Source organism: Ruminiclostridium cellobioparum subsp. termitidis CT1112 (assembly GCF_000350485.1).
In the GTDB taxonomy this organism is placed as follows: domain Bacteria; phylum Bacillota; class Clostridia; order Acetivibrionales; family DSM-1351; genus Ruminiclostridium; species Ruminiclostridium termitidis.
The window spans coordinates 1-26,905 of the sequence record NZ_AORV01000004.1 but is presented as its reverse complement, the minus strand read 5'-3'; the positions used below and the strand labels follow the sequence as shown (position 1 = coordinate 26,905).

Sequence of the window (26,905 nt, the reverse complement as noted above, 5' to 3'; positions counted from 1 at the left end):
TGCTTTCAGCAGATGCGGGACATGTGATGGTTGAAACTGTGAAATGTGCTGAGAGTGGTTCCTCCATGATTATCAGAGCATATGATTATCAAAACAAAAGAGGACCTGTTTCAATAAAGCTGAATGGAAAAATCAGCAGGGTAACCGAATGCGATTTGCTCGAAAATGACCTGTGTAATGCGGAACATACAGAGAACTCCTTTGATTTTTATATTAAACCCTATGAAATTAAAACCTTTAAAGTGGAGTTTGATGGCTGATGGGAAATTTCAGGGAAGAAATGTACGCAGAAAAGTATAAGGACAATTTACTTTCCCCTGAAGAGCGGTCGGAGGATCTGCTGAGCAAAATGACCCTGCGGGAGAAAGTGGGACAGTTGAACCAGAGACTTTACGGTTTTGACTGCTATAACAGAATAGATGATGAAGTAGAACTTTCTGCAGAATTTAAGGAAGAAGTCAAGTACTGGAACGGTTTGGGAGTTTTATACGGTTTATACCGTGCAGATCCCTGGTCCAAGCGGGATTTTAATACCGGTCTGGAGGGCAGCCTTGCAATAAAGGCATATAACCTGGCCCAGAAATATGTTGTCCGGCATTCCCGCTTTGGTATTCCGATGCTCATGAGCAGTGAATGCCCACATGGACACCAGGCTCTGGACGGTTATCTTTTGCCGGTGAACCTGGCAATGGGTGCAGCCTGGAATCCCGAACTGATGGCCTCTGCCTACGGCGTTTGTGCACGGCAGATGAAGGATCTTGGCGTTAATCTGGCATTAGTCTCAATGCTGGATGTCTTGCGTGATCCCCGCTGGGGCCGAAGTGAAGAGTGTTTTTCAGAGGACCCGTATTTGTGCTCTGTTTTGGCAGAGGCGGCGGTTAAAGGCTGCCAGGAACGGGGTGTACCTGTGGTGGCAAAGCACTTCTGCGCCCAGGGAGAGGGGACCGGAGGCATAAATGCCAGCGCTGCCCGTATCGGTGAACGGGAGCTGCGTGAAATTCATCTCCCGCCTGCCGCAGCCGTCTGCAAAGCAGGTGTGAAGGGAATAATGGCCGCCTATAACGAAATAGACGGAATACCCTGTCACGGAAACAGCAGGCTGCTTCAGGACATCCTGCGCCGGGAGATGAATTTCTCAGGTGTGGTGATGGCCGACGGAACTGCCGTGGACAGGCTTGATATATTGACAGGAGATAATATGCGCTCGGGGGCGCTGGCATTGTCCTCGGGTGTGGACATCAGTTTATGGGATAAAGGCTTTACAGGACTGGAGGAAGCGGTAAAAAAGGGACTTGTGTCCGAAAAGCTGATTGACCGTGCTGTTCTAAAAGTCCTGGAATTGAAATTTCAACTGGGCCTGTTTGAGAGACCCTATCTGGAAGAAGCTACAGAAAAGGAAGCCCCCCTTGTTGAGGAAGAAAAGCATAGCTGCCCGAGCCGGCAGCCTTACCGTTACAGCTACGAGCAACACCCTCAAAGTCTTGAACTGGCCAGGCAGTCGGCTGTGCTGCTGAAAAATGAGGGAATACTTCCTCTGGACCTGAAAAAGGTAAAAAGCATAGCTGTTATCGGACCAAATGCAGACAATATATATAATCAACTGGGGGATTATACTCCTCCACTGAGAAAAGGAGAAGGTATAACCCTGTTGAAAGGACTTGAGAATCTCTGTTCTGATACCAAAATAAGGTATACTCCGGGCTGTTCAATAGGCGGAAAGGATGAAACAGGCATTAAAACCGCTGTTGAGCTGGTCTCCTCCAGTGATATTGTAATACTTGCCCTGGGAGGCTCCTCCAGCAGGTTTGCAGGTGCAAGCTTTGATATTAACGGGGCCGCTGTCACTCCACAACCGGATGTGGAGAGCGCCCGTAATTTTCAAATGGATTGCGGAGAGGGAGTGGACTGTGCCGGACTTACACTTCCGGGGGTGCAGCAGGAGCTGGCCCGGGCGGTGTTTGACACCGGAAAACCGGTAATAACTGTACTCATTCAGGGCAGACCTTATGCCGTAGAGGAGGCTGCTGCCCGCAGCAGGGCACTTATAGCTGCCTTTTATCCGGGTCCCATGGGCGGGCAGGCTCTGGCTGAAATACTGCTGGGAAAGGTCTGTCCTTCAGGCTGCCTGCCGGTATCGATACCAAGGAGTGCAGGACAGCTGCCGGTGTACTATAATCATAAGGTATCATATGACGCCATGAGGTACAGTGATATGGCAAACACGCCCCTGTTTCCTTTCGGATTTGGACTCAGCTATACGGGTTTTAAAGCAGAGAATTTTAAACTTACAACTGAAAATATCTCTCTTGAGAAGCTTGAAAAAGGGGAGAAGTTTGAGCTGGCTTTCACTGTAAGGAATGCAGGAAACCTTGAGGGCCACGCAGTACTGCAGCTGTTTGTTCAAGACCTGCAGGCAAGCACCGTAAGGCGGATAAGGGAACTTAAAGGCTTCACAAAGGTCAGGCTTGCGGCGGGAGAAGAAAAGGCCTGCAGGCTTGAGCTGGAGTACGAGCATCTGGCTGTCTGGGACAGCGGGATGAGGTACTGCGTGGAACCGGGAGAGTTTTTACTGGAACTGAGGGAAAGCGGAAGAAAAGTATGGAGTGGCCTAGTGGTCTGTAACACCTAAAATTCATAGGTTGCCGTCGGCTAAATTTCCGCAATGCTTCGTTGTCGAAAAGCACTGCTTCGCAGTACTTTGTTGGAATAAAGCAATTATTCCGCCTTCCTCCGCCTTGCCTTGCAAAAATTTTTCTCGCCTGACAACACTATGTTTTAGATGTTACGGACCACTAGTTGAGGTGAAATATTAATTTAACGCGTTGTGCCAGTTAAAAAGCGCAGGTACTTTCCGGAATAAATAGCTGCTGCCTCACCGGGAACAACTTTAAAGGACTGTGCTTAAATAGTGCGCGAGAACGTATTCACCAATGAGAAGCCTGATTAGAAGAGCTTGCTTGAAATTTGTAGGCTTACTTCAAGTATATCGTGCCGGGAAATTGACAGGAGGTCAATTTAAGCAGCACTCGAGACCCGGATGGTCGAGTTGCTGCGACGGCAAAGATGTGCTTGGAGTAAGCCATACTATTTCAGGCAAGAACTTCGGAGGCGATCCATTGGTGGATCACGGTCGGGAGCACTATTGATTATATAGACATGAGTTAAAGCTGTTCCATGTGGTCGGTACAACCAGATTTTAACCAGGAAAGTACCGAAAATGCGTAGTAAATCAACTGGCGCAACGAGTTAATTTAACTTGAGCACAGCACTCTTTTTTGCTTTCCATTCATCAATCTGCTGTTGAAGACTATTTTTCAGTTCATCGATTCCGGCAGCTTTTAGTTCGTTAATGAACATGGGCAACACTTTTTCAGGGTCAACTGTGCCGGTCATCAATCCGGGGTAATACTTTGCAGTTACTTTTGATACGGCTGACAGCCGCGTGCTGACGGCGGCACCGGAAACATCGGGAGTGAAGTCCAGAGCTTCCGATTTTATTGATTCACTGTTAAAATTCTTATATACATCCCATTTGTTCCTGGGATCTCCCTTTAAGGTTTTCAAGATAAACCAGTTCCCCTGTGTATACTGAACTCCGGTGTAACCGCTGTCTTTTTTCACTTCTACCTGGCCCTGGGGAGTCAAAGCATAATGTTCTCCCTCAATCCCAAAGTTGATTAAATTCCTTACCTCAGGATCGGTATTCAGGCAGTTGAGAAAGCTAATGCATTCCTGGGGGTATTTTGTACGGGAATTTACCACCATTATTCCGCCCCGGGCTGATTCTGTGGTGACAATGGAAGGGGAGACCTGGTGTGCAACCACCTCATATCCGGTGTCTTTTGACCAGGAACTGGTGGAATAGGGGCCTCCGCCTCCTTCACGCCAGAAAACCTTCAGATCCTTTTCCAGTCCCGAAATCAGCTTTACCGCCGCATCTTCGTTAATGTAGCCGGATTTGTAGAACTTCCGCAGCATTGACAGAGTTTTTTTTGCAGTTTCAGTTTCAAAGATATTTACTATTTTTAGGCTTTTGTCGGTGGACTTGACCATTAATGGAATATCCTTGTTTAAAACATATTCATAGCTTTCCAGGGCAAAAAAGTTGTGAGAGTATTGATCCAGTTCTATGACGGTGTAGTCGGGCTCATTTTGCTTGATCAATTTAAAAAGAGGTTCCAGCGATTCAAGAGTTGAATACTTTGAAATATCAATATCATACCTGTCAATAAGCTCTTTTGAATACATCCACCATTCGGGAACGGCTACTTCCTTGTTTGTGGGAACACCGTAGATCTTTTCGTTAATTTTTACACCTTCCCAGAGAAGCGGATCAATTGCAGCATGCATTTCCCTACCCGTGGTACTGAGGTATGGATCCAGTGCAAGCCACACACCTTTCACCGCATTTCCCGAGTAATCTCCCTGGTCGCCTTCGGTTGCAAATGCTATGTCGAAATTGGTGCCCGAATTAATTATATTTGAAAGAATATGTCCATAATCACTCCAGTTTATCTTATTGTAATCTATACGGACATTGATCTTTTTTTCAAGCAGCTCATTTAATGCCTTGTTTACTTTCTCCAAATCTGAATCAGGAGTTCCTATAGTATAATACTTTAGTGTAACAGGTGCGGTTTTGGAATCCTTACCTGAAACAGAAGCAGTGGAAGCAGAGGGATTCCTCATGGGAGCCGTACCGGAACAGGCAGAAAGTGACATGATTAATATCAAGGCCATAAATATACTTAATACCTTGCGGAATTTCATGGAATACCTCCCGGAAACAGCATTTGAAATATAATATAATACAATTGAGCCATTTTTATTATACACTAAAAGTCTGTCAAAATCAGCAGGACCCCACGATTTTTATAGCGGCAGCTGTATAATAAATTCAGTACCCTGTCCGGCCTTGCTTACCACCCTGATATCTCCGTTGTACAGGTTTACGATATGCTTCACAATTGATAATCCCAGTCCTGTTCCGCCCATGTTTCTGGAACGGCCTTTATCAACCCTGTAAAATCTTTCAAAAATTCTGGAGTGATGTTTTTCAGATATGCCGATACCGGTATCTCTGATGGAAATCATTGTTTTCCCGCTGGCTTTACTGGCTCTGATGTGGACAGTACCATTCTCAATATTGTACTTTATGGCATTATCAACGAGATTTATCAACATCTGCTTTATTCTGTTTTTGTTTACCAGCATAATTATATTTTCATCTGCTTCGACTTCAAGTTTTACTCCTTTTTTTTGTTGCGGCTGCATCAAGTATTAAAATAACTTCGTCTATAATACTGTCAAGGTTGTTTTCCTTTATGTTGTCATCCTTTCTCATGACTTCAATTTCAGACAACTGTAAAATATCATTTATCAGGGTGTGCAGGCGTTCCGCTTCTATATCTATTATGTCCAGAAATTTTGTTGCGACTGCGGTATCCTCAATAGCACCACTTTTGAGGGTTTCGACAAAGCCCCTTATGGAGGTAAGAGGAGTTTTGAGTTCGTGGGTTACATTTGATACGAATTCCGTCCTGATCTGTTCAAGTTTTTTTACCGAGGTAACATCGTGAAGGGTTATTACTCCGCCCGAGTTGACACTTTTTATTATGTCGGTATTTTTTATTGGATTGGTGTAGATTTTATAAATATTATCGGTATTTTTCAATGGCGAAAACATCATTATTTCATCGGTTAAAGGGTGGTTATTTTTTATTGTATCTATGAGTATGGAATTTACCTTTGCATTACGGGTGATCTGGATCAGATTTTTACCTATAATCCCCGGTCCGTGTTTGACCCCGAAAATATCACATGCAATAGTATTTATCAGCAGTATCTTATATTCTGTATCAACTGCAATTATTCCATCTCGCATGCTGTTTATAACCGTATCAACCCTCACGTTTTTATCCATTATTCCGGAAAGGGTTTCATCCAGTTTATCGGCCATCCCGTTAAATGTGTGGGCCAGTTGTCCGATTTCGTCTTTTGAATTGATATTTACCCGCTTTTTATAGTTTCCGCCGGCAATTTCCTTAGAGGTATTAATTAACTGGCGGATAGGGTCTGTTATTACTTTTGAAAGCTTGAAGGAAATCAGTATTGTCAGCATTAATCCAACCAGTATGCCAATTATGGTATAAAAGAAGAAGGCCTTATTGATTGAGTTTAGCTGGTAGAGGGGAATTGATACTCTGACAATTATGTCGGACTCTTTTATAGGCAATGCCACGTACAGATATGTAACTTTTAAGGTCTGACTGAAGCGCTCGTCGGTGCCCATTTTACCTTCAATGGCTTCTTTGACTTCTTTTCTGTTCAAATGATTTTGCATTTCATTAAAGTTTGAATCAGATTCTCCAAGTACAGTCCCGTCAAAGTTTATAATAGTTATTCTGGTAAAAAAAGAAAAGCTTTCAATTGCTGACGGCTTTTCATTTAAAAGCTTTGCGTAGCTCTTTGCAAGCTTGTCATAATCTACGCTTTTATTTTGGGAATTTTCTTCATTTATTTGATGTACCAAAAGAACAGCAGTATTTTCTATGCTGTTCTGAACCTCATACTTATAAAAATATCTCGCCAGAGCCGATGTGAATATTCCTGTGATGGTTATTGCGATAATGACCAGAAATATGGTGTATTTTACTATCTTTGATTTCATCCGTATCTGCACCTCCAAGAGAGCATATGTATACTATTTGGCATTTGCAGACGATATTTTGTCGGTAAACCTGTAACCTATACCTCTGATTGTTTCAATAAAAGTAGGATTTTCATCATTATCCTCAATTTTTTGTCTGAGATAACGGATGTGTACGTCTACAGTTCTTGTTTCCCCATAATAATCAAAACCCCAGATTTTGTCAAGCAGGTGCTCTCTGGATAGCACTTTTCCCTTGTTTAAAACCAGCATTTTAAGCAGCTCAAATTCCTTAAGGGGCATTTCAATCAGCCTGTCACCTTTATAAACTTCTCTTCTGGTACAGTCGATAGTTATATCTGCGTGGGTGATAACGTCCAGTTTTGGTTCAACTACTGTGTTTATCCTTCTGAACAGTGCTTTGATTCTGGCTAATAATTCTCTTACGCTGAAGGGTTTTGTAATATAGTCATCGGCACCAAGCTCAAGTCCCAGTACTTTGTCAAATTCTTCGCTTTTGGCTGTCAGCATTATTATAGGTATATTTTTGGTAGCAACATTCTGGCGGAGCTGCCTGCAAACTTCCAAACCATCGATACCGGGAAGCATGATGTCAAGAATGAAAAGGGAGGGTACATTCTCCTGGGCATGTGAAATCAAGTCTTCACCGTTATCAAAAACCGTGACCTTGAAGCCGTTGGATTCAAGGTTGTATTTTATAAGCTGCTGTATATGCATTTCATCTTCAACGACAAAAATAGTTTGTTTTGACATATTCTCTCCCATCCTGCTGCTTTGGGCAGCAATTCAAAATAGCAATGAAAAGCCGCTTGCGGTTATTAATCAGTCTTTTTTGCAAGATGACCATGGGATCCGGTTACATTGAATACAACCCATTCGGAGATGTTTGTAGCATGGTCACCAATCCGTTCAAGATATTTTACAATAAACATGAAATCTGTAGCCTGTTCAACCGTCTCGGGATTATTTTTCATTATATTGATAAGTTCAAGTACTATTTTTGAAAAAAGATCGTCTACCTCATCATCGGAATCACATACTTCTCTTGCCAGCACTACATCCTGTTTTATATAAGAATCGATTGATCTGATTACCATTTTCTTTGCCAGTTCGGCCATATGGGGGATATCAACCAGAGGCTTGATATATTTCATGTCGGCCATTCTTATGGTCAATTCGGCGATATCTGCCGCATGGTCGGCTATGCGCTCCATATCGGTAATAATTTTCAATGCCGTGCTTATAGTTCTTAGATCCTTTGCCAGAGGCTGCTGCCTTGCAATGAGATTGATACATATCTTTTCAATTCGGCCTTCCAGTTCATCCACTTCGTCATCACTCTGGTATACTTTTGTGGCAAGTTCTATATCCTGTTTTTTCAAAGCAAGGATGGAGTTCTCGATTGATTCTTCAACCAGACCGGCCATCTTAACCATTAAATTGTGCAAATGCTCAAGTTCTTTATCAAATGAGTGTCTTACCATGTTAACCTCCTAAGCCATAATTATGGCTTTGAGCCGCATAGCGGTCAAATATTTTTAAAGTATCAGCCAAATCTTCCTGTAATGTAGTCCTCGGTTCTCTTGTCCTTCGGATTGCTGAACAACTGGTTGGTATTACCGAACTCAACAATTTCACCATGAAGGAAAAATGCAGTTAAATCTGAGATTCTGGCTGCCTGCTGCATGTTATGCGTAACTATTATTATAGTATAATTCCGCTTTAATTCTTCAATCAAATCTTCTATTTTAAGGGTTGAAATAGGGTCAAGCGCCGAAGTGGGTTCATCCATCAAGACAACTTCGGGTTCGACTGCAAGTACCCTGGCAATACATAACCTCTGCTGCTGTCCGCCGGACAGTCCCAGTGCGTTTTGCTTCAGCCTGTCTTTGACTTCATCCCATAGTGCACTGTTTCTTAAACTTTTTTCAACAATATCATCTAGCTTTGATTTGGATTTTATGCCATGGATCCGAGGCCCATAGGCAATGTTATCGTAAATAGACATGGGGAATGGATTAGGTTTCTGGAATACCATTCCAACATTCTTTCTCAACTCAACTATATCATACTCCCTGTAAACATTCAAACCGTCGAAATACACGTCTCCGGTGATTCTGACGTTTGAAATGAGGTCGTTCATTCTGTTAAGAGTTTTTAGAAAAGTTGACTTTCCACAGCCGGAGGGTCCGATGAAAGCAGTTACCTGATTACTGGGAATATCAATTGAAACATCTTTTAAGGCCTGAAGATCACCGTAAAACAGATTTAAATTTTTGGTTGTTATTCTATAATCATTTGTCATAATTGTAATCCTCTATCTTAATTTATTATTGGATATTTTAATAATAACAACACTTTTTTAATGCAGGTTTAAATCTATGTTAACTTGATGTTAATAATAATTTACGTCAATAAATTACTTAATCAGGATTTAATTCATATTATCTGCACAAATCGGCAATTTACTCCTGTCTTATTTTCTTAACCGGAACAATAATTTAATCATGTTTGGATAAAAATAATTTTAATATCATCTCACTTAACATTTTATTAACATTGGCTTAACAGCAGTTTACTTTTTGCTTTCTTCTATTAATGCTATTATGATGTTGTGAAGGAGGGCTCAAAAATGACTCAGAGCGTGGATGCGGCACAAAACAGAAAAATTGCCAATACAAGAATTAAGAGAATGAAACTTTCAAATACCATAGCAAAAAATATTCTTTTCTTATTTGCTGTTATAACTATTTTAACTACACTGGGAATCATAATATCACTGCTTAGAGATTCAGTAGGATTCTTTACCGAGATATCCATAAAAGACTTCTTATTTGGAAGGGTATGGACGCCTCTTTTCAGCGAGCCTCACTTCGGTGTTCTTCCGCTTGTATGCGGAACGCTTCTGATTACATTAATATCAGCTGTTATATCAATACCTGTAGGACTTTTTACAGCAATATACCTCAGTGAATATGCAAACAAAAAGGTGAGAAAGGTTATAAAGCCTATCCTGGAAGTACTTGCAGGTATACCTTCCATAGTTTTCGGTTATTTTGCATTAACGGCAATAACTCCCTTTTTAAAAGGAATAATTCCTCAAACGGAGATTTTTAATGCGTTAAGTGCAAGTATTGCGGTTGGAGTTATGACAATACCATTGGTATCTTCGCTCAGTGAAGACGCCTTGAGAGCAGTGCCGGACAGTTTGAGGCAGGGGGCGCTGGCACTGGGTTCCACAAAGATGGAGACCTCACTGAAAGTAGTCGTGCCTGCTGCAATTTCAGGAATTTCCGCTTCCTTTGTTCTGGCAGTGTCCAGAGCCATAGGAGAAACAATGATCGTAACCATTGCAGCCGGTGCCAGGCCCAACCTGACCTTTAATCCGCTGCAGAGCGTACAGACCATGACTTCGTTCATAGTACAGGCAAGCCAGGGAGATAATCCCCACGGTACTGTAGGATATTATTCGCTTTTTGCGGTAGGTTTGCTGTTGTTCCTGATAACCCTTGGACTTAATATCCTCTCCCATTACATGGTTGATAAATATAGGAAGGAATATTAAAACAGGGTTAAAATAATTGAGTTGGATCTGGAGGCGTCACATGAATTATGTTAAATATAGAAAACTGAAAAACTCCATCTTTCATGGTGTAATATTTTGCATTACTTTGATCGGGATTGTTATTCTGGCAATACTTTTAATTGACATTATCAAGAGAGGAGTACCTTTTCTGACCAAAACCTTTTTTTACAAACTTCCCTTCAAGATTTCCAAACAAGGCGGGAATCCTTCCGGGTATTGTGGGGAGTATAAATATCATACTGCTGACAATAGCTTTTGCTGTTCCGGTTGGTTTGGGTACAGCCATATATCTTGAAGAATATGCAAAAAACAACAGGATGACAAAATTTATTAAAATAAACATTTCAAACCTTTCGGGAACTCCGTCAATTGTCTATGGTTTGCTTGGCCTGGCAGTGTTTGTGAGAACTTTGGGTCTTGGCAAGAGCATATTGTCGGGTGCGCTTACCATGTCACTTGTTGTACTTCCCATAGTCATTGTGTCCTCTCAGGAGGCAATTAAGGCTGTACCTCAATATTTACGGCATGGTTCCTATGCTCTTGGAGCTACAAAGTGGCAGACCATAAGAAAGATAGTCATACCTTCGGCACTGCCCGGTATATTTACAGGTGTCATACTGTCGGTTTCAAGAGCCTTGGGTGAAAGTGCTCCCTTATTGATGGTTGGAGCAGCAACTTATGTTTCAAAGCTTCCTGATAACGTTTTTTCGGTTTTCACGGCTCTGCCGCTCCAGATATACTATTGGATGGGGCTTCCTAAAGAGGATTTCAAGGATCTGGCGGCAGCAGGAATAATCGTACTTTTGGCAATATTACTTACAACTAACGCAATAACAATTGTATTAAGAAACAAATATCAGAGATCAATTGAATAAAAAAACTAACAAAGAAGTTAACAAATAGGTTAAACCTGCTGAAAGCTGAAGAAACTTATTGGAAAGGTACTGCAAACTGCCGGATGTAGCAGCTGCAGTACCTTTTTCTGTGTCCCTATTGTTAAGCTTTCTTAATGTGTAATTAACAATAGTTAACCAAAACAAAATACTCTCTTTAAAAATTACTAATATAATGAAACTGTAGTGAATAAAAAGCAGTTTAAAAAATAATAAAAATCTGCTTACTTAGGAACAATAAAAAATGATTACTAGTGGAGGGTTTCAAAATGAGAAATTCCGTATTAATGAAAAGAATAACAGCTTTAGCATTAGGTTTGGCATTGACGGCAACTGTTGCAGGATGTGGAAGCGGCACAAATAACGCAGAAAGCTCTGCAAGCAATGCTGACAATACTTCGGCGGCAAGTACAGCTGAAAAACTCGGCGGACAGATAGTAATTGACGGTTCCAGTACGGTTTATCCAATAACAATGGCGGTTGCGGAAGAATTTAAAAATGAACAGCCAGGTGTTGAGGTTTCAGTGGCAATGTCAGGAACCGGCGGAGGCATGAAGAAGTTCGTTGCAGGTGAAATAGATATATGCGATGCTTCAAGACCCATAAAGCAGGAAGAGATAGATCAGGCAAAAGCAAAAGGTATAGATTATGTTGAATTGGAAGTAGCTTATGACGGCATATCGGTAGTGGTTAACAAGGATAATAACTGGGTGGACTCAATTACTACCGCAGAACTTAACAAAATCTGGGCAAAAGACAGTCAGGTTAAGACCTGGAAGGATGTAAATCCCGCATGGCCTGCAGAACCGCTTAAGCTATATGGCCCTGGAACAGATTCCGGCACATTTGAATTCTTTACCGAACAAATTAATAAAAAAGCCAAGGAATCAAGAACGGATTACACTCCGAGCGAAGACGACAATGTACTTGTACAGGGTATTGCCGGAGATAAGGATGCAATGGGCTATTTCGGATTTGCATACTATGAAGAAAACCAGGATAAGTTAAGGGTATTAAAAATTGACGACGGAAAAGGACCGATAGAACCAACAGCTGCATCAATCAAGGACAAGAGCTACAGTCCGCTTTCAAGACCCCTGTTCATATATATAAACAAGGCAAAGATGGATCAGCCGCAGGTAAAGGCATTCGTAAAATATTACATCGATAACGCTGCTACATTATCAGAAGAAGTCGGATATGTTCCTCTTGATAGCTATGATGCCGTAAAGGAAAAAATAAAATAACAAATTCCTGACCTGATCGTGGTACTTACAAGAGCTATTCCTGTTAAGTACCGCGATTTTTTATTATCCGGAAAAGTATAAATTTTTTGATAAAAATTAGTGGCTTTGCCATCTTTATAATATAATCGTATTGGGGAAAATGCTATGAAAATAGGAAAAATTATAGGAAACATCACAGCAAAAAAAATACACTGAGAACCCAGCTGCTTATCGTATTGATTTCGGTTGCTTTAATACCGGTAATTGCAATAAGTGCTTCAACTTACATAACTACCATAGGAAAAATAACAGATTTATCATTAAATACTCTCAAGACTAATTCCTATAATACAAAAAATAATATTGATGTAAAGATAAACAGCATTGACAGCATTATAAAAGGAGTCTCCTCACAGCCTGGTTTTCTGGTTGCACTTGAAATGGTCAATAATTCAAAAAATTTGGATACAGATGTTTACAGCAATGTACAGATTTCCATGAAAAATGCGGTAGACGGCTCGAACAAACTGGTGGGTGCCATGTACCTCTGTGACAGCAAGGGCAGAATAGTTGCAGCAGGAGCAAAGGACTACAGGCAGTTTAAGGATAAATCGTTTTATGACCTGAAGCTGTTTGAAGATATAAAGAAATTAAAAGATGGAGTGGTTGTAGGAGAACCTGTTTACTCAGAAGAACTGAAAAAACTTGTAATACCCATATCAAAACCTGTCAGAAGTCTGGCTGCTTTTTCAGGCAGCATCACGGCACTTGTCGATTATAACAATTTCTTTACCCTCATATCCAATTCTGATGGCAAAAGTGAGATAATTATTCTCAATAAGGATCAGACCATAATTTATCATCAAAATAGTGAAAAACTAAATACGAAAATAACCGATAAGAATTTGAATGGATATTTAGCCGGGCATTCAAACGCAGAATATATAACCTACAATGACCAAAAGATAAAAAAAGTAATGTATACCGATAAATCAGCTGTTACCAACTGGATCGTCTGTGCACAAACCGGATATTCGGCCGTAATGTCTTCTGTAAGGCAATATGTACTGGTAATATCCATAGTAATATTATTGACGCTGGTTATAACTCTGTTTGTTTCAATTATATATTCAAAGTATATATCAAAACCCGTAGTTGAACTGGCAGAGCAAATGAAGAAAATTGAGGAGGGCTGCTTTGAAATCAGCCCTGGCGGAATCAGAGCAAATATTCAGGAGATCAACAGCCTCAAGGAAAATTTCTACAATATGGCTGTCAACCTTAAAAACCTTATTTTGAATATAACCTCTGCCAGCAATGAAATTGACGGCATGTCAGGTGTAATGTATGAGGCCTCCTGCAGCTCAATTGAGCAAACAGAAAATACACGGCTGTCAGTAAATAAAATAAATGAAAATATTAAAAAGCAGGCAGAAGATACCAACCTTGTTGCCGAGGGAATAGACAGTCTTGCAAATCAGATTGCGACTTCGAGGGAATTATCTCAAAATGTTTACGGTTATCTGGATTTGTTGAATAAATCCACCGAGAACGGCAGGTTTGAAATTGACAGCCTGGAATCAATTTCCGGAGCAAATCTCAAGAATACGGATATGATGAAAGATGCAGTACTGCAGCTCCAATCACAGATGAAGCAGATTAATAACGTAACCGATACCATTCATAATATAGCAAAACAAACTCACTTGCTTTCCCTTAATGCAACAATAGAAGCTTCCCGGGCAGGAGCAGCGGGGAAGGGTTTTTCAGTAGTAGCCCAGGAGATTAAAGGCCTTTCCGAACAGACCAATATACAGACGGGTGTAATTAGAAATATGCTGGACGGCATAGTGAAGAATACCTTCCTGCTGGTAGCTGTGTTTAAGGAGGTAAGTGCAGGAACCGACACACAGAGCAGGGCAGTCAGCCGGACCAAACAGAGTTTTGCCGAAATAGCCGGCTGTATTGAGAATATCAATCACCAGCTCTATAATATTAATGATTATCTCAGGGAGATGGATTCCCAAAAAACCAATCTTGTACAGCTGGTAAATCATATAAACTTATCCGCAGCAGAGATAGCAGCAGGTTCAAACCAGGTGCAGAGCTATACTCGGGAACAGCAGTGGTCTGTCAACAAAATGCATGATGATTCGGACAAATTTAAAGAGTTGGCCGGTACATTGAAGAAGTCAGTGGAGATATTCAAGGTTTAGCAATATTAAGTCACAAAACTGCTGTTTGCACAACAAAAAACGCCTCGTTTCCTGATGGAAACGTTGCGTTTTTTTATATGATCAATTATTTTTCTAAAAGTTTATCCAGGTCAAGTATAAGTACTATCTTACCTTCCCTCTCAACAACTCCGCTGAAGAATTTGCCCGAGAGACCGGAAATAAGTTCGGGAACAGGTTTTATATCGGAGTCCTCGGCGCTGAATATTTCACTTACTTCATCAACAAGCAGGCCGACCATTGACTGGTGATTTAAAATGATGATACGGGTATTTTCGTCAAAATCAATGGGCTGATATCCGAATTTTTTTCTGAGATTGAAGACTGTATGAACTTTACCTCTGAGGTTAATCAAACCTTCAATATAAACAGGTGTATCAGGTACTTTATAAATATCGCTAACCTTTTCGATGATATTTACATGGTTGATACTAATAGCAAGTATTTCGTTATTAACCTTAAACAAAACCAATTGTGTTGACATCAGCAAATACCCCCTCAGTAAAAAACTACTATTTAAAATACATTATATCAGTATTACAAAATTTCGGCAATTATTTTTGCTGTATTTTGTAGTATAATAAACTTTACTGTTAACTTCTGTAACTTCCGTTGATTTTAACGTAGTCATATGAGAAATCACAGGTCCACATTCTGTCCGAAACCTTGCCTTTTTTCAGATTGATTTTAATAGTAATTTCCCTTTGCTTCAGAACCTGCTTGGCGGCTGCTTCGTCAAAATCCACGGCTGTACCGTTTCTGCATACCAAAATATTACCGATTTGAATGTCAGTGAGATTCGGGTCGAAAGAGGCACCTGAATAACCTGTTGCAGTTATTATTCTGCCCCAGTTTGCATCTTCACCGAAAATCGCTGTCTTGACCAACGGAGATTTTGCAACCGCACTAACAGCTTTGTAGGCATCAGCTTCATCGGCAGCTCCGTCAACTATTATCTCCACCAGCTTGGTCGCGCCTTCACCATCTTTGGCCATCAGCCTTGCAAGGTAGGTGCAGACGAACATGAGAGCATCTACAAATTTTGAATATTCATAATCGTCCTTGACAATTGCATCATTATCTGCAAATCCGTTGGCAAGAACGAAAACAGAATCGCAGACACTTGTATCACCATCGACCGAAACCCTGTTGAAGGTTGACTTTACACAGGTCTTTAAGGCCTTGTCCAGCAGGCTTCTGGATATATTGGCATCGGTGGTGATAATACCGATCATGGTTGCCATATTTGGGTGAATCATTCCGGAGCCTTTGGCCATTCCGCCGATACGAACGGTTTCACCCTGTATTTCAATTTCGACGGCCACTTCTTTTTTTAACAGGTCTGTCGTCATAATTGCTTCCTGAGCATCGGTATTGCCGTCCTTGCTGAGGACATTAACCGCCGATCTGATACCTGATCTGACCGAAGGCATGTTCAATTTCGAGCCTATAACACCGGTTGAATTTACCAGGATATCCTCCGGTTCGCAGTGTAATAACTCGGCAGTCAGGGCAGTAATTTCCTTTGCATCCTTGTATCCGGTCTCACCGACACAGGCATTTGCATTGCCGCTGTTAATAACAATAGCTCTGGCGATGCCATTCTTTATATGCTCCATTGATACCTGAAGGGAATGACCCTTTACAACATTTGTGGTAAATACTCCCGAAGCCACTGCATTGTCTTCAGAACAGACAATAGCCAGGTCCTTGCTGTTGTTCTTTTTGATTCCACAAGCCACGCCGGCAGCTGTATAACCTTTTGGAGCTGTAACTCCGCCTTCTATCACATTCATTTTTATCTCCATTTCCGACATGGGATAAATCAAATATCCCATATAAAACCAGAATCCTCAGTGTGTATAAGAAACTTGGGAAGTCTCTCAGGGATATTATAAATTTATTCCCTTGCCATAAATTTAGTTAACTGATTAATTACGTATCTAATCCATATTAGACAAATTTAACCATAAATAAAAAGCTGTTATTTGTAAGTTATTATACATAAATATGACAAATGAATCAATTAAAATTAGCATGTTCATATTCGCATGCATATATTCAGGCAAAATATTAAAATAAAATAGATTGACATAATTTTCAAAACTATGCTAATATTACAGTTAGCGTATGCTAACTGTATGGAAAGGGGAGAAACATATTTTGAAGTTTACTAATTTAAAAAAGCAATTAAGGAGGCTTTCCGGATTTGTAACAGCATTGGCTGTTGTGGCCTCGGCCCTTGTACCGGTATATCCGCAGGAGGTTGATACAGGTACGGGAAGCGTTTTAGTTTTACAGGACAGCAGTAATGAGGTTAAGAGGGCTGCTGAGCTGCAATTTGATATGGATACCGAGGGTGGGGATGAGAATCTGCGGCCTGCTGCAACAACCTCCGGAGCAATTTTCATGGGGGAATCCTATGATTCGGAGTCAGGGCCGGTACAGGTCCACAGCATAGGACTATCGGGAGAATATGCCGACGGTACATATCAGGGAACCGGCAGCGGCTATAAAAGTGAGGTTACCGTAGAGGTTACAATAGCTGATAATGTTATTACAAAAATAGAGGTGGTTTCGCAGGATGAGACCCCATCCAGGTGGGAACAGGCTCTGGCTGTTATAGCCGGCATTATAGGAGCAAATTCCACAGATGTTGATTGCATTAGCGGAGCAACCAGAAGCAGTGAAGGGATCAAGGCGGCTGTGAATGATGCTTTGTCAAAGGCCTTGATAACCGATACTCAGATTTTTGCCGGCGGAACCGGATCACAAAGCGATCCATTCCGCATAGAGAATGCTGAACAGCTTAAAAGATTTGCCGGAAAGGTAAATGGAGGATTTGATTATCAAGGCAAGTACATAAGGCTTACCGCCGATATCTCTCTCAAGGGCCAGGAATGGACGCCTATCGGAATTGCTGAGAGTACGGCTTTTTCAGGGGATTTCAGCGGAGCGGGCAATAATGTGGAGGGTCTTGCAATAAGCAGCGGAACCGGACAGTACCTGGGTCTTTTTGGATATCTGGGTACCGGGGCCAGAATTTCTGAAGTTGAGCTCACAGATGTCAGTATTTCAGTTACTGCCGGCGATGCAATCTATGCCGGTGCCATTGCAGGCCGTACGGCAAATGGTGTGGTAATCGACAATTGCAGGATTGACGGGACGGTTTCGGCTTATACAGGCGGAGCGTCTAAAATGAGCTGGGCTGGTGGAGTTGTTGGCTCCCTGGGAATGGAGTGCACTGTTGCAAACTGCCATACCGATGTTGAAGTCAGTGCTGAAGCTGCAAGTGCTGCGGCTTATGCAGGCGGAATTGCCGGTGTCTCGGGAAACAAATGTGTGATTGTGAATGCGGGGACAGCAGGAAATGTATCTGCGTGTACACTAAGTACATCACTCAGCGTTGCAGGCGGGATTTTGGGATCCCATGGAGGCTCGGCTTATAATGTTTACAGCCGCGGGATGGTCAGCTCTGAAAGTGCTGATCCTGCAAAGTGCCTGGCCGGCGGAATCAGCGGGATGGTCACACCCAATACGGCAATAATAAATGCCTATTATAGTGATCAAAATTCCAGGGCGTTTATGACGGCAACTTCAACTATTACCGGTTACATTGAAAATAATGTTGCTGCGGTTGGCAGTGGAGATATGAGTACGGCAGACTTTGCCGAAGAGCTGAACAACGGGCTGAAAAGGGCGTCAATAGCAAATGCGGCAGCTGCCATTGAGGGAGCAAACAAGCCCAATATGGGGAACCTGACTGGTGCAGTCAGCACGGTAGGAGGCCTTTATGCATGGGAGCCCGGCAGCGGCGGTGCTGTACTTTCGGGCAGGACTTTTGTTGATGATACCATTGATACCGGTATCTTTGAAAGCGGAAACGGAACAGAGGAAAGTCCGTATATAATAAAAACCGAGGAACAGCTTAGAGCATTTGCAAAATCACTCTCGGATGACATAACCTATTCGGGAACATATATTGCACTGGACGGAGATATAGATGTATCAAGCGAACAATGGATATGTATAGGCCTTGGTCATTATGACTTTCAGGGTATATTTGACGGAAAGGGTCATACGGTCAGAGGAATGTTCATAGGAGCCAAGGGCAGTCCGTATGAAGAAGCAAAAACGGACAGCGGCGACACAAATAAAATGACAACTTTTTATGGACTGTTTGGTGTAATAGGTGAAAATGGTGTTGTGAGAAACCTTGGTATTGAAGCTGCAACAGTTGCTGTAAAAGGTGGCGGAAGTTCATACGCAGGACTGCTTGCAGGTCTTGCAGACAAGGGCTATATTGACAGCTGTCATGCAGAGGGCTATGTATATGGTGAAACTACTAACCAGAAAGCCAACGCATGGGCAGGCGGGCTCATAGGACAGACTGTAAGAGGCGGTGTCATAAACTCCTGGACAAATGCCGGGGTTTATTGTGCAGCCGTAGGCGGTCTTGCTGAGGCAGGGGCTTTTATTGGTATGACAAACAGAAGCGTGGTTGCAAACTGCTTTGCGATTGGTGATACGGGCGGAAAGGCAAGCAGGGATAACGGAAACGAAGGAATGCCGGCGGTGTCTTCATTTATAGGTGTCAATGGGGGCAAAATGGCAAACTGTTACGCTGCCGGAAATATGAAGGCCGATTCCTTTTCACAATATGTGGGCTCGATAGCGGGTTGGTCCACGGGAATAGCCCGGCAGTTTATATCATACTATAATTCGGAAGCTGTGCAGAACAGCAACGGTACAATAAGCAATCCGGTAATAGATGTGGGCTTTATGGTCAGTGCAGGCGTAAATGATGAGGGTGAGCCCTATGACGGCACATACCATGTGGGCATCCAGGCCAAAAGTCAGGCAGAACTTAAAAGTATGACTTTTGCCGAACTTTTAAATTCAAACCACAACGCTTTCCCTCTGGATATTGTGAAGGGAGAGAGCTCCAATACCGGCGAACAGAATGCCATGGGCCTGCCGGGCTTTATGAAACTCAGAGCCTGGGAGCCTGTTGACGGCATTGTCATGCCTGTTGGCCCACAGGTGGGTATAACCTATAAGGATATGACTCCTGAATTTGAGCCTGAAAAGCTGAATATCAAAGACGGAACCTACTTTGGAAGAGCTGTAGGACCAAGCGGAAAATACATCTTTGTAATGATGACTGTTAAAGGCGGTCATATCACAGGGATACGTATTATGGAGCACAGTGAGGGAGTTGCACTTGAAAATGCTGCTTCTGAAGTGATTAAGGCTGTCCTTTCAAGTCAAAACTATGCAAAAGCAAACGAGGACAGTGAAATTGTAAAGGCATTAAAGAGTGCTATAGCCGCGGCGGCGCAGAAAGCGGCAAATCATGACCTGACAGGCTATGGCAAGGTTGATCCTTCCATATTTGCATGGGGAGACGGAACAAAGAATAATCCTTTTGTGATTAATACTGCAAATCAGCTCAAAGCGTTTGCGGAATCGGTAAATGCCGATGAGCATTACGAAGGCAGCTTTATTAAGCTTGGAAGTGATATCTCACTGGCGGGAATCAACTGGCTGCCGGTTGGGGGCCCCGGAGCTTATGGGTTCAGGGGAACCTTTGACGGAAATAATAAAGTCGTCGGCAACATGACCATAGGTTCTGAAGCAGAACCGGAGACATATTGCAAATCAGTGGGGCTTTTTGCCAATCTCGAAGGGGCAAAAATCAAAAATTTAGGAATTGAGAATGCGTCTGTTTATCAGAAGTATTTGGGAGATTCCATAGCCTATGCCGGGCTCCTGGCTGGATATGTCATAGAAAATGCAGGAGACAACGGGTATATTGATTTCTGCTATGCCACGGGAAGGATAAACAGCTACTCGGCCAAGCAAAATGACAGCGGAGGATTGATTGGGGCTATCAACCGCGGCACAATAGCAAACTGCTATACCGACGTGGCAATAATCGGGCAGAGCAGAGACGGCTATTGCTATGCCGGGGGACTTGTAGGCCTTCCAAACAGAGCGGCTGTTGTCAATAACTACGCTCTTGGCAGTATAAAAGGCACTGGAAACGGAGCACGAATAGAGATTGGCGGAATCGCAGGATTGAATGCCGCAGTATCCGTAAATAATTATGCAAATGTAAACCTTACATCAGAAAATACAACGGTTGATATCGGAGGCTTTTCAGGCAGGATTTCAGGTATAGGCTATGTTGAGAATGCATATTATAGCACGGATTCCCGCCAGATAAGCGGAGCCACCGCTGTTTCTCCTGCAAAAGGTGTTGGAACTGTTGTACCCGGGACCAATTATGGAAAAGGAACGGTTATAGCTCTTGAGGGCAGGACTTTGTCAGAGATTAAGAGCACCGCCTTTGCAAACCTGCTTAACGCCAATAAAAGCGATAGCAACCTCATAGGCAGGGCTAACGCTGTTTTAGCGGAGCTTGGCGCAAAAATTGCAACTGAAGTAATCTTGCGCGATTGGGCGTATTCTTCAGAGCAGGGCCTTATTTTCAAGGACAGGTTGATAAAAGCTCCGTCAGGGGGAGATTCACCATCAACCGGGGGTGGTTCTTCATCCGGAGGCGGTTCATCCTCATCGGGAAGCAGTTCTTCACCGGCTTCAAGCAAGAATAGTGCTGATGAAAAGGAAAAGTCCTCCGAAGGCAAAAAAGAAACGGAAAAAGGTCCGGGTATCTCCTACGGTGAAACAGCAGCCAAATTATTTTCCGATGTCAGTAATCACTGGGCAGCCGACTATATTGGAAAGGCTGTTGAGAAGAAGCTTTTTGCAGGTATTGGGCAGCACGAATTTGCTCCCGATAATACCATGACAAGAGCGATGTTTGTTACTGTACTCGGAAAGCTGGCCGGTGCTGAGGGAATAGAGACAGCTGTTTTTAAGGATGTCAGGAATAACACCTGGTATTCCGGTTACGTGGGTTGGGCCAGCAAAGCGGGTATAATAAACGGAATCAGCTCCGATGAATTCGGCACTGGCAGTCCTGTTACAAGAGAGCAGATAGCTGTGATGCTGTACAATCTTGCAAGGGCAAAGGGCCTGGAGGTGAACGGAGAGGTAAAAACAGACTTTGTCGACGATGCTTCCATAAGTAATTGGGCCAGGACAGCCGTATCTGCCATGGCTGAAGAAGGTATTATAGGCGGCAGAGAGGATGGCAGCTTCGATCCCAAAGGAATTGCTACAAGAGCGGAAGCAGCCGTAATGATTGTAAATTTTATGGAGAGATACGATTTATATTAGTGAATTCTTTTGTATTTGGAGCGCAATGAGGCCTTATGCACAGAATAGCCAATAATATGATTCCCGGCGGGCATCCGGTAAAATTGACGATTCCCGCCAGGAATTATATACTTTATAAAAAGGCGGATTTTAATTGGAGTATTGGCTTATGGAGGTTATCATGAAATATAAAGCAGTAATATTTGATCTGGACGGTACATTGATCGATTCCCTTGAAGACCTGGCGGACAGTGCCAATGAAGCACTGGCAAAACATGGTTTTGCCTGCCATCCCGCCGCTGCCTACAAAAAATTTGTAGGCAATGGGGTGAAACAGCTGATAAAAAACGCTGTTCCGGCAGGTACAGGGGAAGAAATTGTTGACAGCATCCTGGATGATTACAGAATTATCTACAACAATAATTATGTTAATAAAACAAAACCATATGGCAACATTCCTGAAATGTTGGTAAAGCTCAGGGCTGCAGGCATAAAAATGGCTGTCTGTTCAAATAAGCCTCACAGACCCACAAACGAGATTATTGAAAAGGTCCTTGGAAAAGACTATTTTGAAGTTATTTTCGGAGAAAGGGAGGGAGTACCGAGAAAACCTGATCCGGCAGCTCTTCTTGAAGCGGCGGAACATATGGGGATTACACCGGCCGAAGCTATTTATCTTGGAGACTCGGGGGGAGACATGATATCTGCACGGAATGCAGGAATGTATGCGGCAGGTGCATTATGGGGCTTCAGGGAAAAAGAGGAACTGGAGGAATGCGGTTCACAGGTCCTGTTTTCAGATCCTCTGCAGCTGGTTGAGTTCATAGACCGGAATAATTCATAGTATCTCGAATTGTTTTAGTTTTGCAACAACCTCTTGACATGCCATTGCAGGTTTGTATATAATTTTTGTGTAAATGGCATTGATGGAAAGAAGTAGCCTTATGTTTGCTGTCACAGAGAGGGAGCGCTTGGTGGAAGCTCCTGCAGGGTATATGGTGAAGCAGTTCCGGAGCTGCCTGTCGTTAAAAGGACAGGACGTGAAAACGGCGTTAACGTTTGTTCTAAGAGCCCCGTTCAGGGGAATTAGGGTGGTACCGCGTGAGAATATCTCTCGTCCCTTATAAAAGTCAATTGGCTTTGGGATGGGAGTTTTTTATTGTTATAGCTGAAAGTTCACGCATAAAAAATCTGCAAGCAGGTTTTCATTACTTTCATTACTATTGTGTCGCTGCATTGCAGTGAGATGGAGGATTAGATGCAGAAGTTAGGATTAAATGAACTCAGAGAACGTTATCTCAGCTTTTTTGAAAGCAAAGGTCATTTGAGAATGGCAAGTGCACCGCTGGTGCCTAAAAATGACCCTAGCCTTTTACTTATCAATTCGGGAATGGCTCCGCTGAAGCCTTACTTTACAGGGCAGGAGGAACCGCCCAGGAAAAGGGTGACAACCTGTCAGAAGTGTATCAGAACTCCTGATATAGAGAATGTCGGAAAAACAGCGCGTCATGGAACTTATTTTGAAATGCTTGGGAATTTCTCCTTTGGTGATTATTTTAAAAAAGAAGCTATTCCATGGGCCTGGGAATTCTGTACCCAGGATCTGAAAATGCCGGTCGACAAGCTCTGGGTGACAATATATGAAGATGATGATGAAGCCTTTGAAATATGGAACAAGGATATAGGACTCCCTCCCGAGAGAATTGTCAGAATGGGAAAGAAGGATAACTTCTGGGAACACGGCATAGGTCCATGCGGCCCATGCTCGGAAATATATTTTGACAGAGGACCCGAAAAGGGCTGCGGAAGTCCCGATTGCAAGGTGGGGTGTGAATGTGACCGCTATGTTGAATTCTGGAACAATGTGTTCACTCAGTTCAACAAAGACGAGCAGGGCAACTATACCAGACTTGCACATCCAAACATAGATACCGGCATGGGTCTGGAAAGACTTGCTTGTATATCCCAGGGCGTAGACAATCTCTTTGAGGTTGACACGGTACTAAATATATTGAATTATATCTGCGAAATAGCAGGCGTTGAATATAAAAAGTCCGAAAAGACGGATGTATCAATCCGTGTAATAACCGACCACATCAGAAGTACTACAATGATGGTATGTGATGGAGTTCTGCCTTCAAATGAAGGCAGGGGCTATGTTTTAAGAAGACTGCTCAGAAGAGCGGCAAGACACGGAAGACTTCTTGGAATCAACAAGCCTTTCCTGTACGATGTTGCGATGGTAGTGATAAACGAATCCAGGGAAGCATATCCTGAACTTGCTGAAAAGGCCGAATACATCAAAAAGGTTATAAGAATTGAAGAGGAGCGCTTTGAGGCCACTGTTGACCAGGGGATAGTTATTCTGAATGAATTTATTTCTGAAATCAAGGAAAAGAAACAGGCGGTCCTTCCGGGAGAAATGGTATTCAAACTGCATGATACCTATGGTTTTCCATTGGACCTCACCAGGGAAATTGCAGAGGAAAACGGTCTTGGAATAGATGAGGACGGCTTTAAAAAGGAGATGGACGCCCAGAAGAAAAAGGCAAGGGATGCCCATAACAGCAAGGATACCTCTGCCTGGGCCGACAGCGTATTTGACAAGCTGGACAAAAGCCTCAAAACTGCCTTTACCGGGTATGAAACCACCTCTGCCGATGCAAAGATCCTCTACATTGTAAAAGACGGTGAGATTGCAGAAACGGCCCAGGAGGGGGATGAGGTTACAGTAATACTGGATAAAACCTCCTTCTATGCTGAAAGCGGCGGACAGGTGGGAGACACCGGTACAATAACCTCAGGTAACGGCAGGGTTCAAATCAGTGACTGTACAAAGACTGCCGACGGAAAATATCTGCATACCGGTGTTGTAGAAAGCGGTTTGATAGAAACAGGCAATCAGGTCACCGCACAGATTGATTTGAACAGAAGAATGGCAATCTGCAGGAACCACACAACTACACATTTATTGCACAAGGCGCTGAGAACAGTGCTCGGCGATCACGTTCACCAGGCGGGTTCACTTGTAGAGCCAAACAAGCTCAGATTTGACTTCAGCCATTTCTCGGCTATGACGGCGGAGGAACTCAAAAGGGTTGAAGATATGACAAACCGGGCCATACTTGAAAGTATGGAGGTAAACGTCAGGGAAATGCCCATAGAAGAGGCAAAGAAGCTTGGAGCCATGGCTCTGTTCGGAGAGAAATACGGAGACACCGTCAGAGTTGTAAAGGTTGAGGATTACAGCATAGAATTCTGCGGCGGCACTCATTTGAAGAACACAGCACAGGCAGGGCTGGTAAAGATATTGGGAGAAAGCGGTGTAGCAGCCGGTGTGAGGAGATTGGAAGCCCTGACGGGTGAAGCTGCCATCAGATACTATGCCGAGAAGGAAAACCTGTTAAACGAGGTTTCACAGGCCTTAAAGGCTTCCCCACAGGACAGTCTGAAAAAGGTTGAAGCTCTCGGCCAGGAACTTAAGAATGCTGAAAAGGAAATCGAGCAGCTTCGCAACAAGCTGGTGAGCGGCGAGGCCGATGGAGTTATTTCAAAAGCTGTTGAAGTCAAGGGCGTTAAAGTAATTACCGCACGCTTTGATACTCTTGATATAGACGGGCTCAGAAATACAGGAGATATGCTTAAAAACAAGCTGGAATCCGGCGTTGTCGTATTGGGCTCAAGCTATGGAGAAAAGGTCAGTTTTATAGTGACTGCTACAAGGGATGTTCTGGCAAAAGGCGTTCATTCGGGAAATATCATCAAGGAAGTTGCAAAACTTGCAGGCGGCGGAGGGGGCGGTCGTCCTGACATGGCACAGGCCGGCGGAAAGGATGCATCAAAGATAAATGATGCGCTGAAGGCTGCAATTCCTGTTATTGAGGCACAAATAAAGTAATATGGAAGAAGTAATATGGAAAGGAGCTTTATTATGAGCGATTGTATTTTTTGTAAAATAATCAACAGAGAGATTCCATCCAAACCGGTTTATGAAAACGACAGGGTATATGCTTTTCATGATATCAATCCGGAGGCACCTGTTCACGTTCTCATAGTACCCAAGGAGCATATAGCTTCCCATAATGAATTAACAGTTGAGAATGTTGGAATAATGAAAGATATACATCTTGCAGCAAATGAAATAGCAAAACAATTAGGTGTGGCGGAGACCGGCTACAGGCTTATAAACAACTGCGGAACCCATGCAGGCCAGACGGTTTTCCACCTCCACTATCACCTTGTGGGCGGTAAACCCATGGGCAGCAAAATACTGTAAGTTATGTGCTTATATAAATAAATGTTGACACTTTTTTGAAAAATATTATATAATATACTGTGTGCTGTATTTAGCTTGATTCCCTATAGTATTTATATAAATACTACGGCTTATTCCCGGCACAATTGTTACCATCGGAGGGAGGGAAGTTGTGTGTCTGAAGTAAGAGTTAAAGAGAATGAGTCTTTAGATAGTGCTCTCAAAAGGTTTAAGAGATCTTGTGCTAAATCAGGTGTTTTGGCCGAGGTTAGAAAGAGAGAACATTACGAGAAGCCAAGTGTTAAGAGAAAAAAGAAATCTGAAGCTGCAAGGAAAAGAAAATTCAAATAATATTGTGACAGTAGTAGCTTATAGTAAATAGGAGATATTTATCATGTCACTAAAAGATTTGCTTCTACAGGATTTAAAAGATGCCATGAAGGATGGCGATAGTGTTAAAAAAACCGCTGTTCAGATGGCAAGGTCGGCAGTGCTTCAGGTTGAAAAGGATACAAAGGTCACCCTTGACGATGATGGTATAGTTGAGATTATTGCTAAGGAAGTAAAGAAGAGAATGGATACCTTGCCTGACTTTGAGAAAAGCGGCAGGGACGATCTTATAGATAATCTAAAGGCTGAAATTGAAGTATTGAGAAAATATTTACCACAGCAGTTGAGTGAAGCTGAGATTGAGAATATTGTCAGAAATGCAGTATCTTCAACCGGTGCCACTTCCGCTAAGGATATCGGAAAGGTAATGCAGGCTGTTATGCCTGAAACCAGAGGCAAAGCCGACGGTAAATTGGTTAACCAGATT

Annotated in this window: 20 protein-coding genes, 1 pseudogene and 1 other annotated feature; of the genes and pseudogenes, 13 read left to right on the top strand and 8 right to left on the bottom strand. The window is 42.7% G+C overall.

Features of this window, described 5'->3' with window-relative positions; genetic code table 11:
- The 3 genes from CTER_RS00680 to CTER_RS28095 all read left to right on the top strand — a co-directional run.
- A partial coding sequence (locus CTER_RS00680; RefSeq protein ID WP_004622904.1) for a glycosyl hydrolase-related protein occupies nt 1–260 on the top strand: 260 nt, incomplete at its 5' end.
- Entirely contained in the window at nt 260–2,629 is a 2,370-nt protein-coding gene (locus CTER_RS00675; protein ID WP_004622905.1) for a glycoside hydrolase family 3 N-terminal domain-containing protein, read from the top strand. The genes CTER_RS00680 and CTER_RS00675, both read left to right, overlap by 1 nt.
- Before the next feature lie 328 nt (nt 2,630–2,957).
- Nucleotides 2,958–3,146: a hypothetical protein gene (locus CTER_RS28095; protein WP_165585937.1), complete on the top strand. Its 189-nt coding sequence runs from the start codon at nt 2,958–2,960 to the stop codon at nt 3,144–3,146.
- Nucleotides 3,147–3,246: 100 nt separating this feature from the next.
- Here the strand turns inward: CTER_RS28095 and CTER_RS00670 are convergent, their stop codons facing one another.
- The 6 genes from CTER_RS00670 to pstB form a co-directional block, all read right to left on the bottom strand.
- Nucleotides 3,247–4,770: an ABC transporter substrate-binding protein gene (locus CTER_RS00670; RefSeq protein ID WP_004622896.1), complete on the bottom strand. Its 1,524-nt coding sequence runs from the start codon at nt 4,768–4,770 to the stop codon at nt 3,247–3,249.
- A 102-nt stretch (nt 4,771–4,872) separates the two neighbouring features.
- Complete coding sequence (locus CTER_RS28625) at nt 4,873–5,214, bottom strand: sensor histidine kinase (RefSeq protein WP_242834916.1); 342 nt, start codon at nt 5,212–5,214, stop codon at nt 4,873–4,875.
- Nucleotides 5,215–5,239: 25 nt separating this feature from the next.
- Nucleotides 5,240–6,670, bottom strand: coding sequence for a histidine kinase dimerization/phospho-acceptor domain-containing protein (locus CTER_RS00665; RefSeq protein WP_242834915.1), 1,431 nt, complete (start codon nt 6,668–6,670; stop codon nt 5,240–5,242).
- Nucleotides 6,671–6,703: 33 nt separating this feature from the next.
- Nucleotides 6,704–7,423 carry a response regulator gene (locus CTER_RS00660; RefSeq protein ID WP_004622903.1) on the bottom strand — a complete coding sequence of 240 codons (720 nt, stop codon included), beginning with the start codon at nt 7,421–7,423 and terminating at the stop codon, nt 6,704–6,706.
- 65 nt (nt 7,424–7,488) lie between these two features.
- Nucleotides 7,489–8,154, bottom strand: a complete 666-nt coding sequence (gene phoU, locus CTER_RS00655) for a phosphate signaling complex protein PhoU (RefSeq protein ID WP_004622898.1) — start codon at nt 8,152–8,154, stop codon at nt 7,489–7,491.
- Nucleotides 8,155–8,216: 62 nt separating this feature from the next.
- Nucleotides 8,217–8,975, bottom strand: a complete 759-nt coding sequence (gene pstB / locus CTER_RS00650; RefSeq protein ID WP_004622906.1) for a phosphate ABC transporter ATP-binding protein PstB — start codon at nt 8,973–8,975, stop codon at nt 8,217–8,219.
- 327 nt (nt 8,976–9,302) lie between these two features.
- Here pstB and pstC point away from each other — a divergent pair, with 327 nt between their 5' ends.
- The 4 genes and pseudogenes from pstC to CTER_RS00630 all read left to right on the top strand — a co-directional run bounded on the left by pstC (nt 9,303) and on the right by CTER_RS00630 (nt 14,591).
- Nucleotides 9,303–10,235, top strand: coding sequence for a phosphate ABC transporter permease subunit PstC (pstC, locus tag CTER_RS00645; protein WP_004622891.1), 933 nt, complete (start codon nt 9,303–9,305; stop codon nt 10,233–10,235).
- A gap of 40 nt (nt 10,236–10,275) precedes the next feature.
- A pseudogene (gene pstA / locus CTER_RS00640) lies at nt 10,276–11,131 on the top strand (phosphate ABC transporter permease PstA).
- A gap of 287 nt (nt 11,132–11,418) precedes the next feature.
- On the top strand, nt 11,419–12,396 hold the full coding sequence (locus tag CTER_RS00635; RefSeq protein ID WP_004622894.1) for a PstS family phosphate ABC transporter substrate-binding protein: 978 nt from the start codon (nt 11,419–11,421) through the stop codon (nt 12,394–12,396).
- A 215-nt stretch (nt 12,397–12,611) separates the two neighbouring features.
- On the top strand, nt 12,612–14,591 hold the full coding sequence (locus CTER_RS00630; protein WP_004622901.1) for a methyl-accepting chemotaxis protein: 1,980 nt from the start codon (nt 12,612–12,614) through the stop codon (nt 14,589–14,591).
- Nucleotides 14,592–14,676: 85 nt separating this feature from the next.
- On the opposite strand, the gene CTER_RS00625 is transcribed toward CTER_RS00630, so the two are convergent.
- Both CTER_RS00625 and argJ read right to left on the bottom strand, forming a co-directional pair.
- Nucleotides 14,677–15,093 carry a chemotaxis protein CheW gene (locus CTER_RS00625; protein ID WP_004622893.1) on the bottom strand — a complete coding sequence of 139 codons (417 nt, stop codon included), beginning with the start codon at nt 15,091–15,093 and terminating at the stop codon, nt 14,677–14,679.
- Nucleotides 15,094–15,202: 109 nt separating this feature from the next.
- Nucleotides 15,203–16,405 (bottom strand): bifunctional glutamate N-acetyltransferase/amino-acid acetyltransferase ArgJ, encoded by a 1,203-nt coding sequence (gene argJ, locus CTER_RS00620; RefSeq protein WP_040759908.1) that lies wholly within the window; start codon nt 16,403–16,405, stop codon nt 15,203–15,205.
- Between the two features lie 367 nt (nt 16,406–16,772).
- On the opposite strand from argJ, the gene CTER_RS00615 reads away from it, so the two are divergent.
- The 6 genes from CTER_RS00615 to CTER_RS00590 all read left to right on the top strand — a co-directional run.
- Nucleotides 16,773–21,854 (top strand): S-layer homology domain-containing protein, encoded by a 5,082-nt coding sequence (locus tag CTER_RS00615; RefSeq protein ID WP_004622897.1) that lies wholly within the window; start codon nt 16,773–16,775, stop codon nt 21,852–21,854.
- 160 nt (nt 21,855–22,014) lie between these two features.
- The gene (locus tag CTER_RS00610) at nt 22,015–22,677 is read left to right on the top strand and encodes an HAD family hydrolase (RefSeq protein WP_004622890.1); all 663 of its coding nucleotides are present in this window, start codon (nt 22,015–22,017) and stop codon (nt 22,675–22,677) included.
- 70 nt (nt 22,678–22,747) lie between these two features.
- Nucleotides 22,748–22,958, top strand: a binding site (T-box leader).
- A 133-nt stretch (nt 22,959–23,091) separates the two neighbouring features.
- A complete protein-coding gene (gene alaS / locus CTER_RS00605) occupies nt 23,092–25,731 on the top strand; it encodes an alanine--tRNA ligase (RefSeq protein ID WP_004622900.1) in 2,640 nt (879 codons plus the stop codon).
- Nucleotides 25,732–25,764: 33 nt separating this feature from the next.
- On the top strand, nt 25,765–26,109 hold the full coding sequence (locus CTER_RS00600) for a histidine triad nucleotide-binding protein (protein ID WP_004622895.1): 345 nt from the start codon (nt 25,765–25,767) through the stop codon (nt 26,107–26,109).
- Nucleotides 26,110–26,262: 153 nt separating this feature from the next.
- Nucleotides 26,263–26,439 (top strand): 30S ribosomal protein S21, encoded by a 177-nt coding sequence (gene rpsU, locus CTER_RS00595; RefSeq protein WP_004622093.1) that lies wholly within the window; start codon nt 26,263–26,265, stop codon nt 26,437–26,439.
- Nucleotides 26,440–26,482: 43 nt separating this feature from the next.
- On the top strand, nt 26,483–26,905 hold a 423-nt coding region (locus CTER_RS00590; RefSeq protein WP_004622902.1), incomplete at its 3' end, for a GatB/YqeY domain-containing protein.

Excerpts from the sequence above, each read along its gene's own strand:
- CTER_RS00675 (WP_004622905.1), top strand. The coding sequence starts at position 260 with ATGGGAAATTTCAGGGAAGAAATGTACGCAGAAAAGTATAAGGACAAT.
- CTER_RS00670 (WP_004622896.1), bottom strand. The coding sequence starts at position 4,770 with ATGAAATTCCGCAAGGTATTAAGTATATTTATGGCCTTGATATTAATC.
- CTER_RS28625 (WP_242834916.1), bottom strand. The coding sequence starts at position 5,214 with ATGCTGGTAAACAAAAACAGAATAAAGCAGATGTTGATAAATCTCGTT.
- CTER_RS00665 (WP_242834915.1), bottom strand. The coding sequence starts at position 6,670 with ATGAAATCAAAGATAGTAAAATACACCATATTTCTGGTCATTATCGCA.
- CTER_RS00660 (WP_004622903.1), bottom strand. The coding sequence starts at position 7,423 with ATGTCAAAACAAACTATTTTTGTCGTTGAAGATGAAATGCATATACAG.
- phoU (WP_004622898.1), bottom strand. The coding sequence starts at position 8,154 with ATGGTAAGACACTCATTTGATAAAGAACTTGAGCATTTGCACAATTTA.
- pstB (WP_004622906.1), bottom strand. The coding sequence starts at position 8,975 with ATGACAAATGATTATAGAATAACAACCAAAAATTTAAATCTGTTTTAC.
- pstC (WP_004622891.1), top strand. The coding sequence starts at position 9,303 with ATGACTCAGAGCGTGGATGCGGCACAAAACAGAAAAATTGCCAATACA.
- CTER_RS00635 (WP_004622894.1), top strand. The coding sequence starts at position 11,419 with ATGAGAAATTCCGTATTAATGAAAAGAATAACAGCTTTAGCATTAGGT.
- CTER_RS00625 (WP_004622893.1), bottom strand. The coding sequence starts at position 15,093 with ATGTCAACACAATTGGTTTTGTTTAAGGTTAATAACGAAATACTTGCT.
- argJ (WP_040759908.1), bottom strand. The coding sequence starts at position 16,405 with ATGAATGTGATAGAAGGCGGAGTTACAGCTCCAAAAGGTTATACAGCT.
- CTER_RS00610 (WP_004622890.1), top strand. The coding sequence starts at position 22,015 with ATGAAATATAAAGCAGTAATATTTGATCTGGACGGTACATTGATCGAT.
- alaS (WP_004622900.1), top strand. The coding sequence starts at position 23,092 with ATGCAGAAGTTAGGATTAAATGAACTCAGAGAACGTTATCTCAGCTTT.
- CTER_RS00600 (WP_004622895.1), top strand. The coding sequence starts at position 25,765 with ATGAGCGATTGTATTTTTTGTAAAATAATCAACAGAGAGATTCCATCC.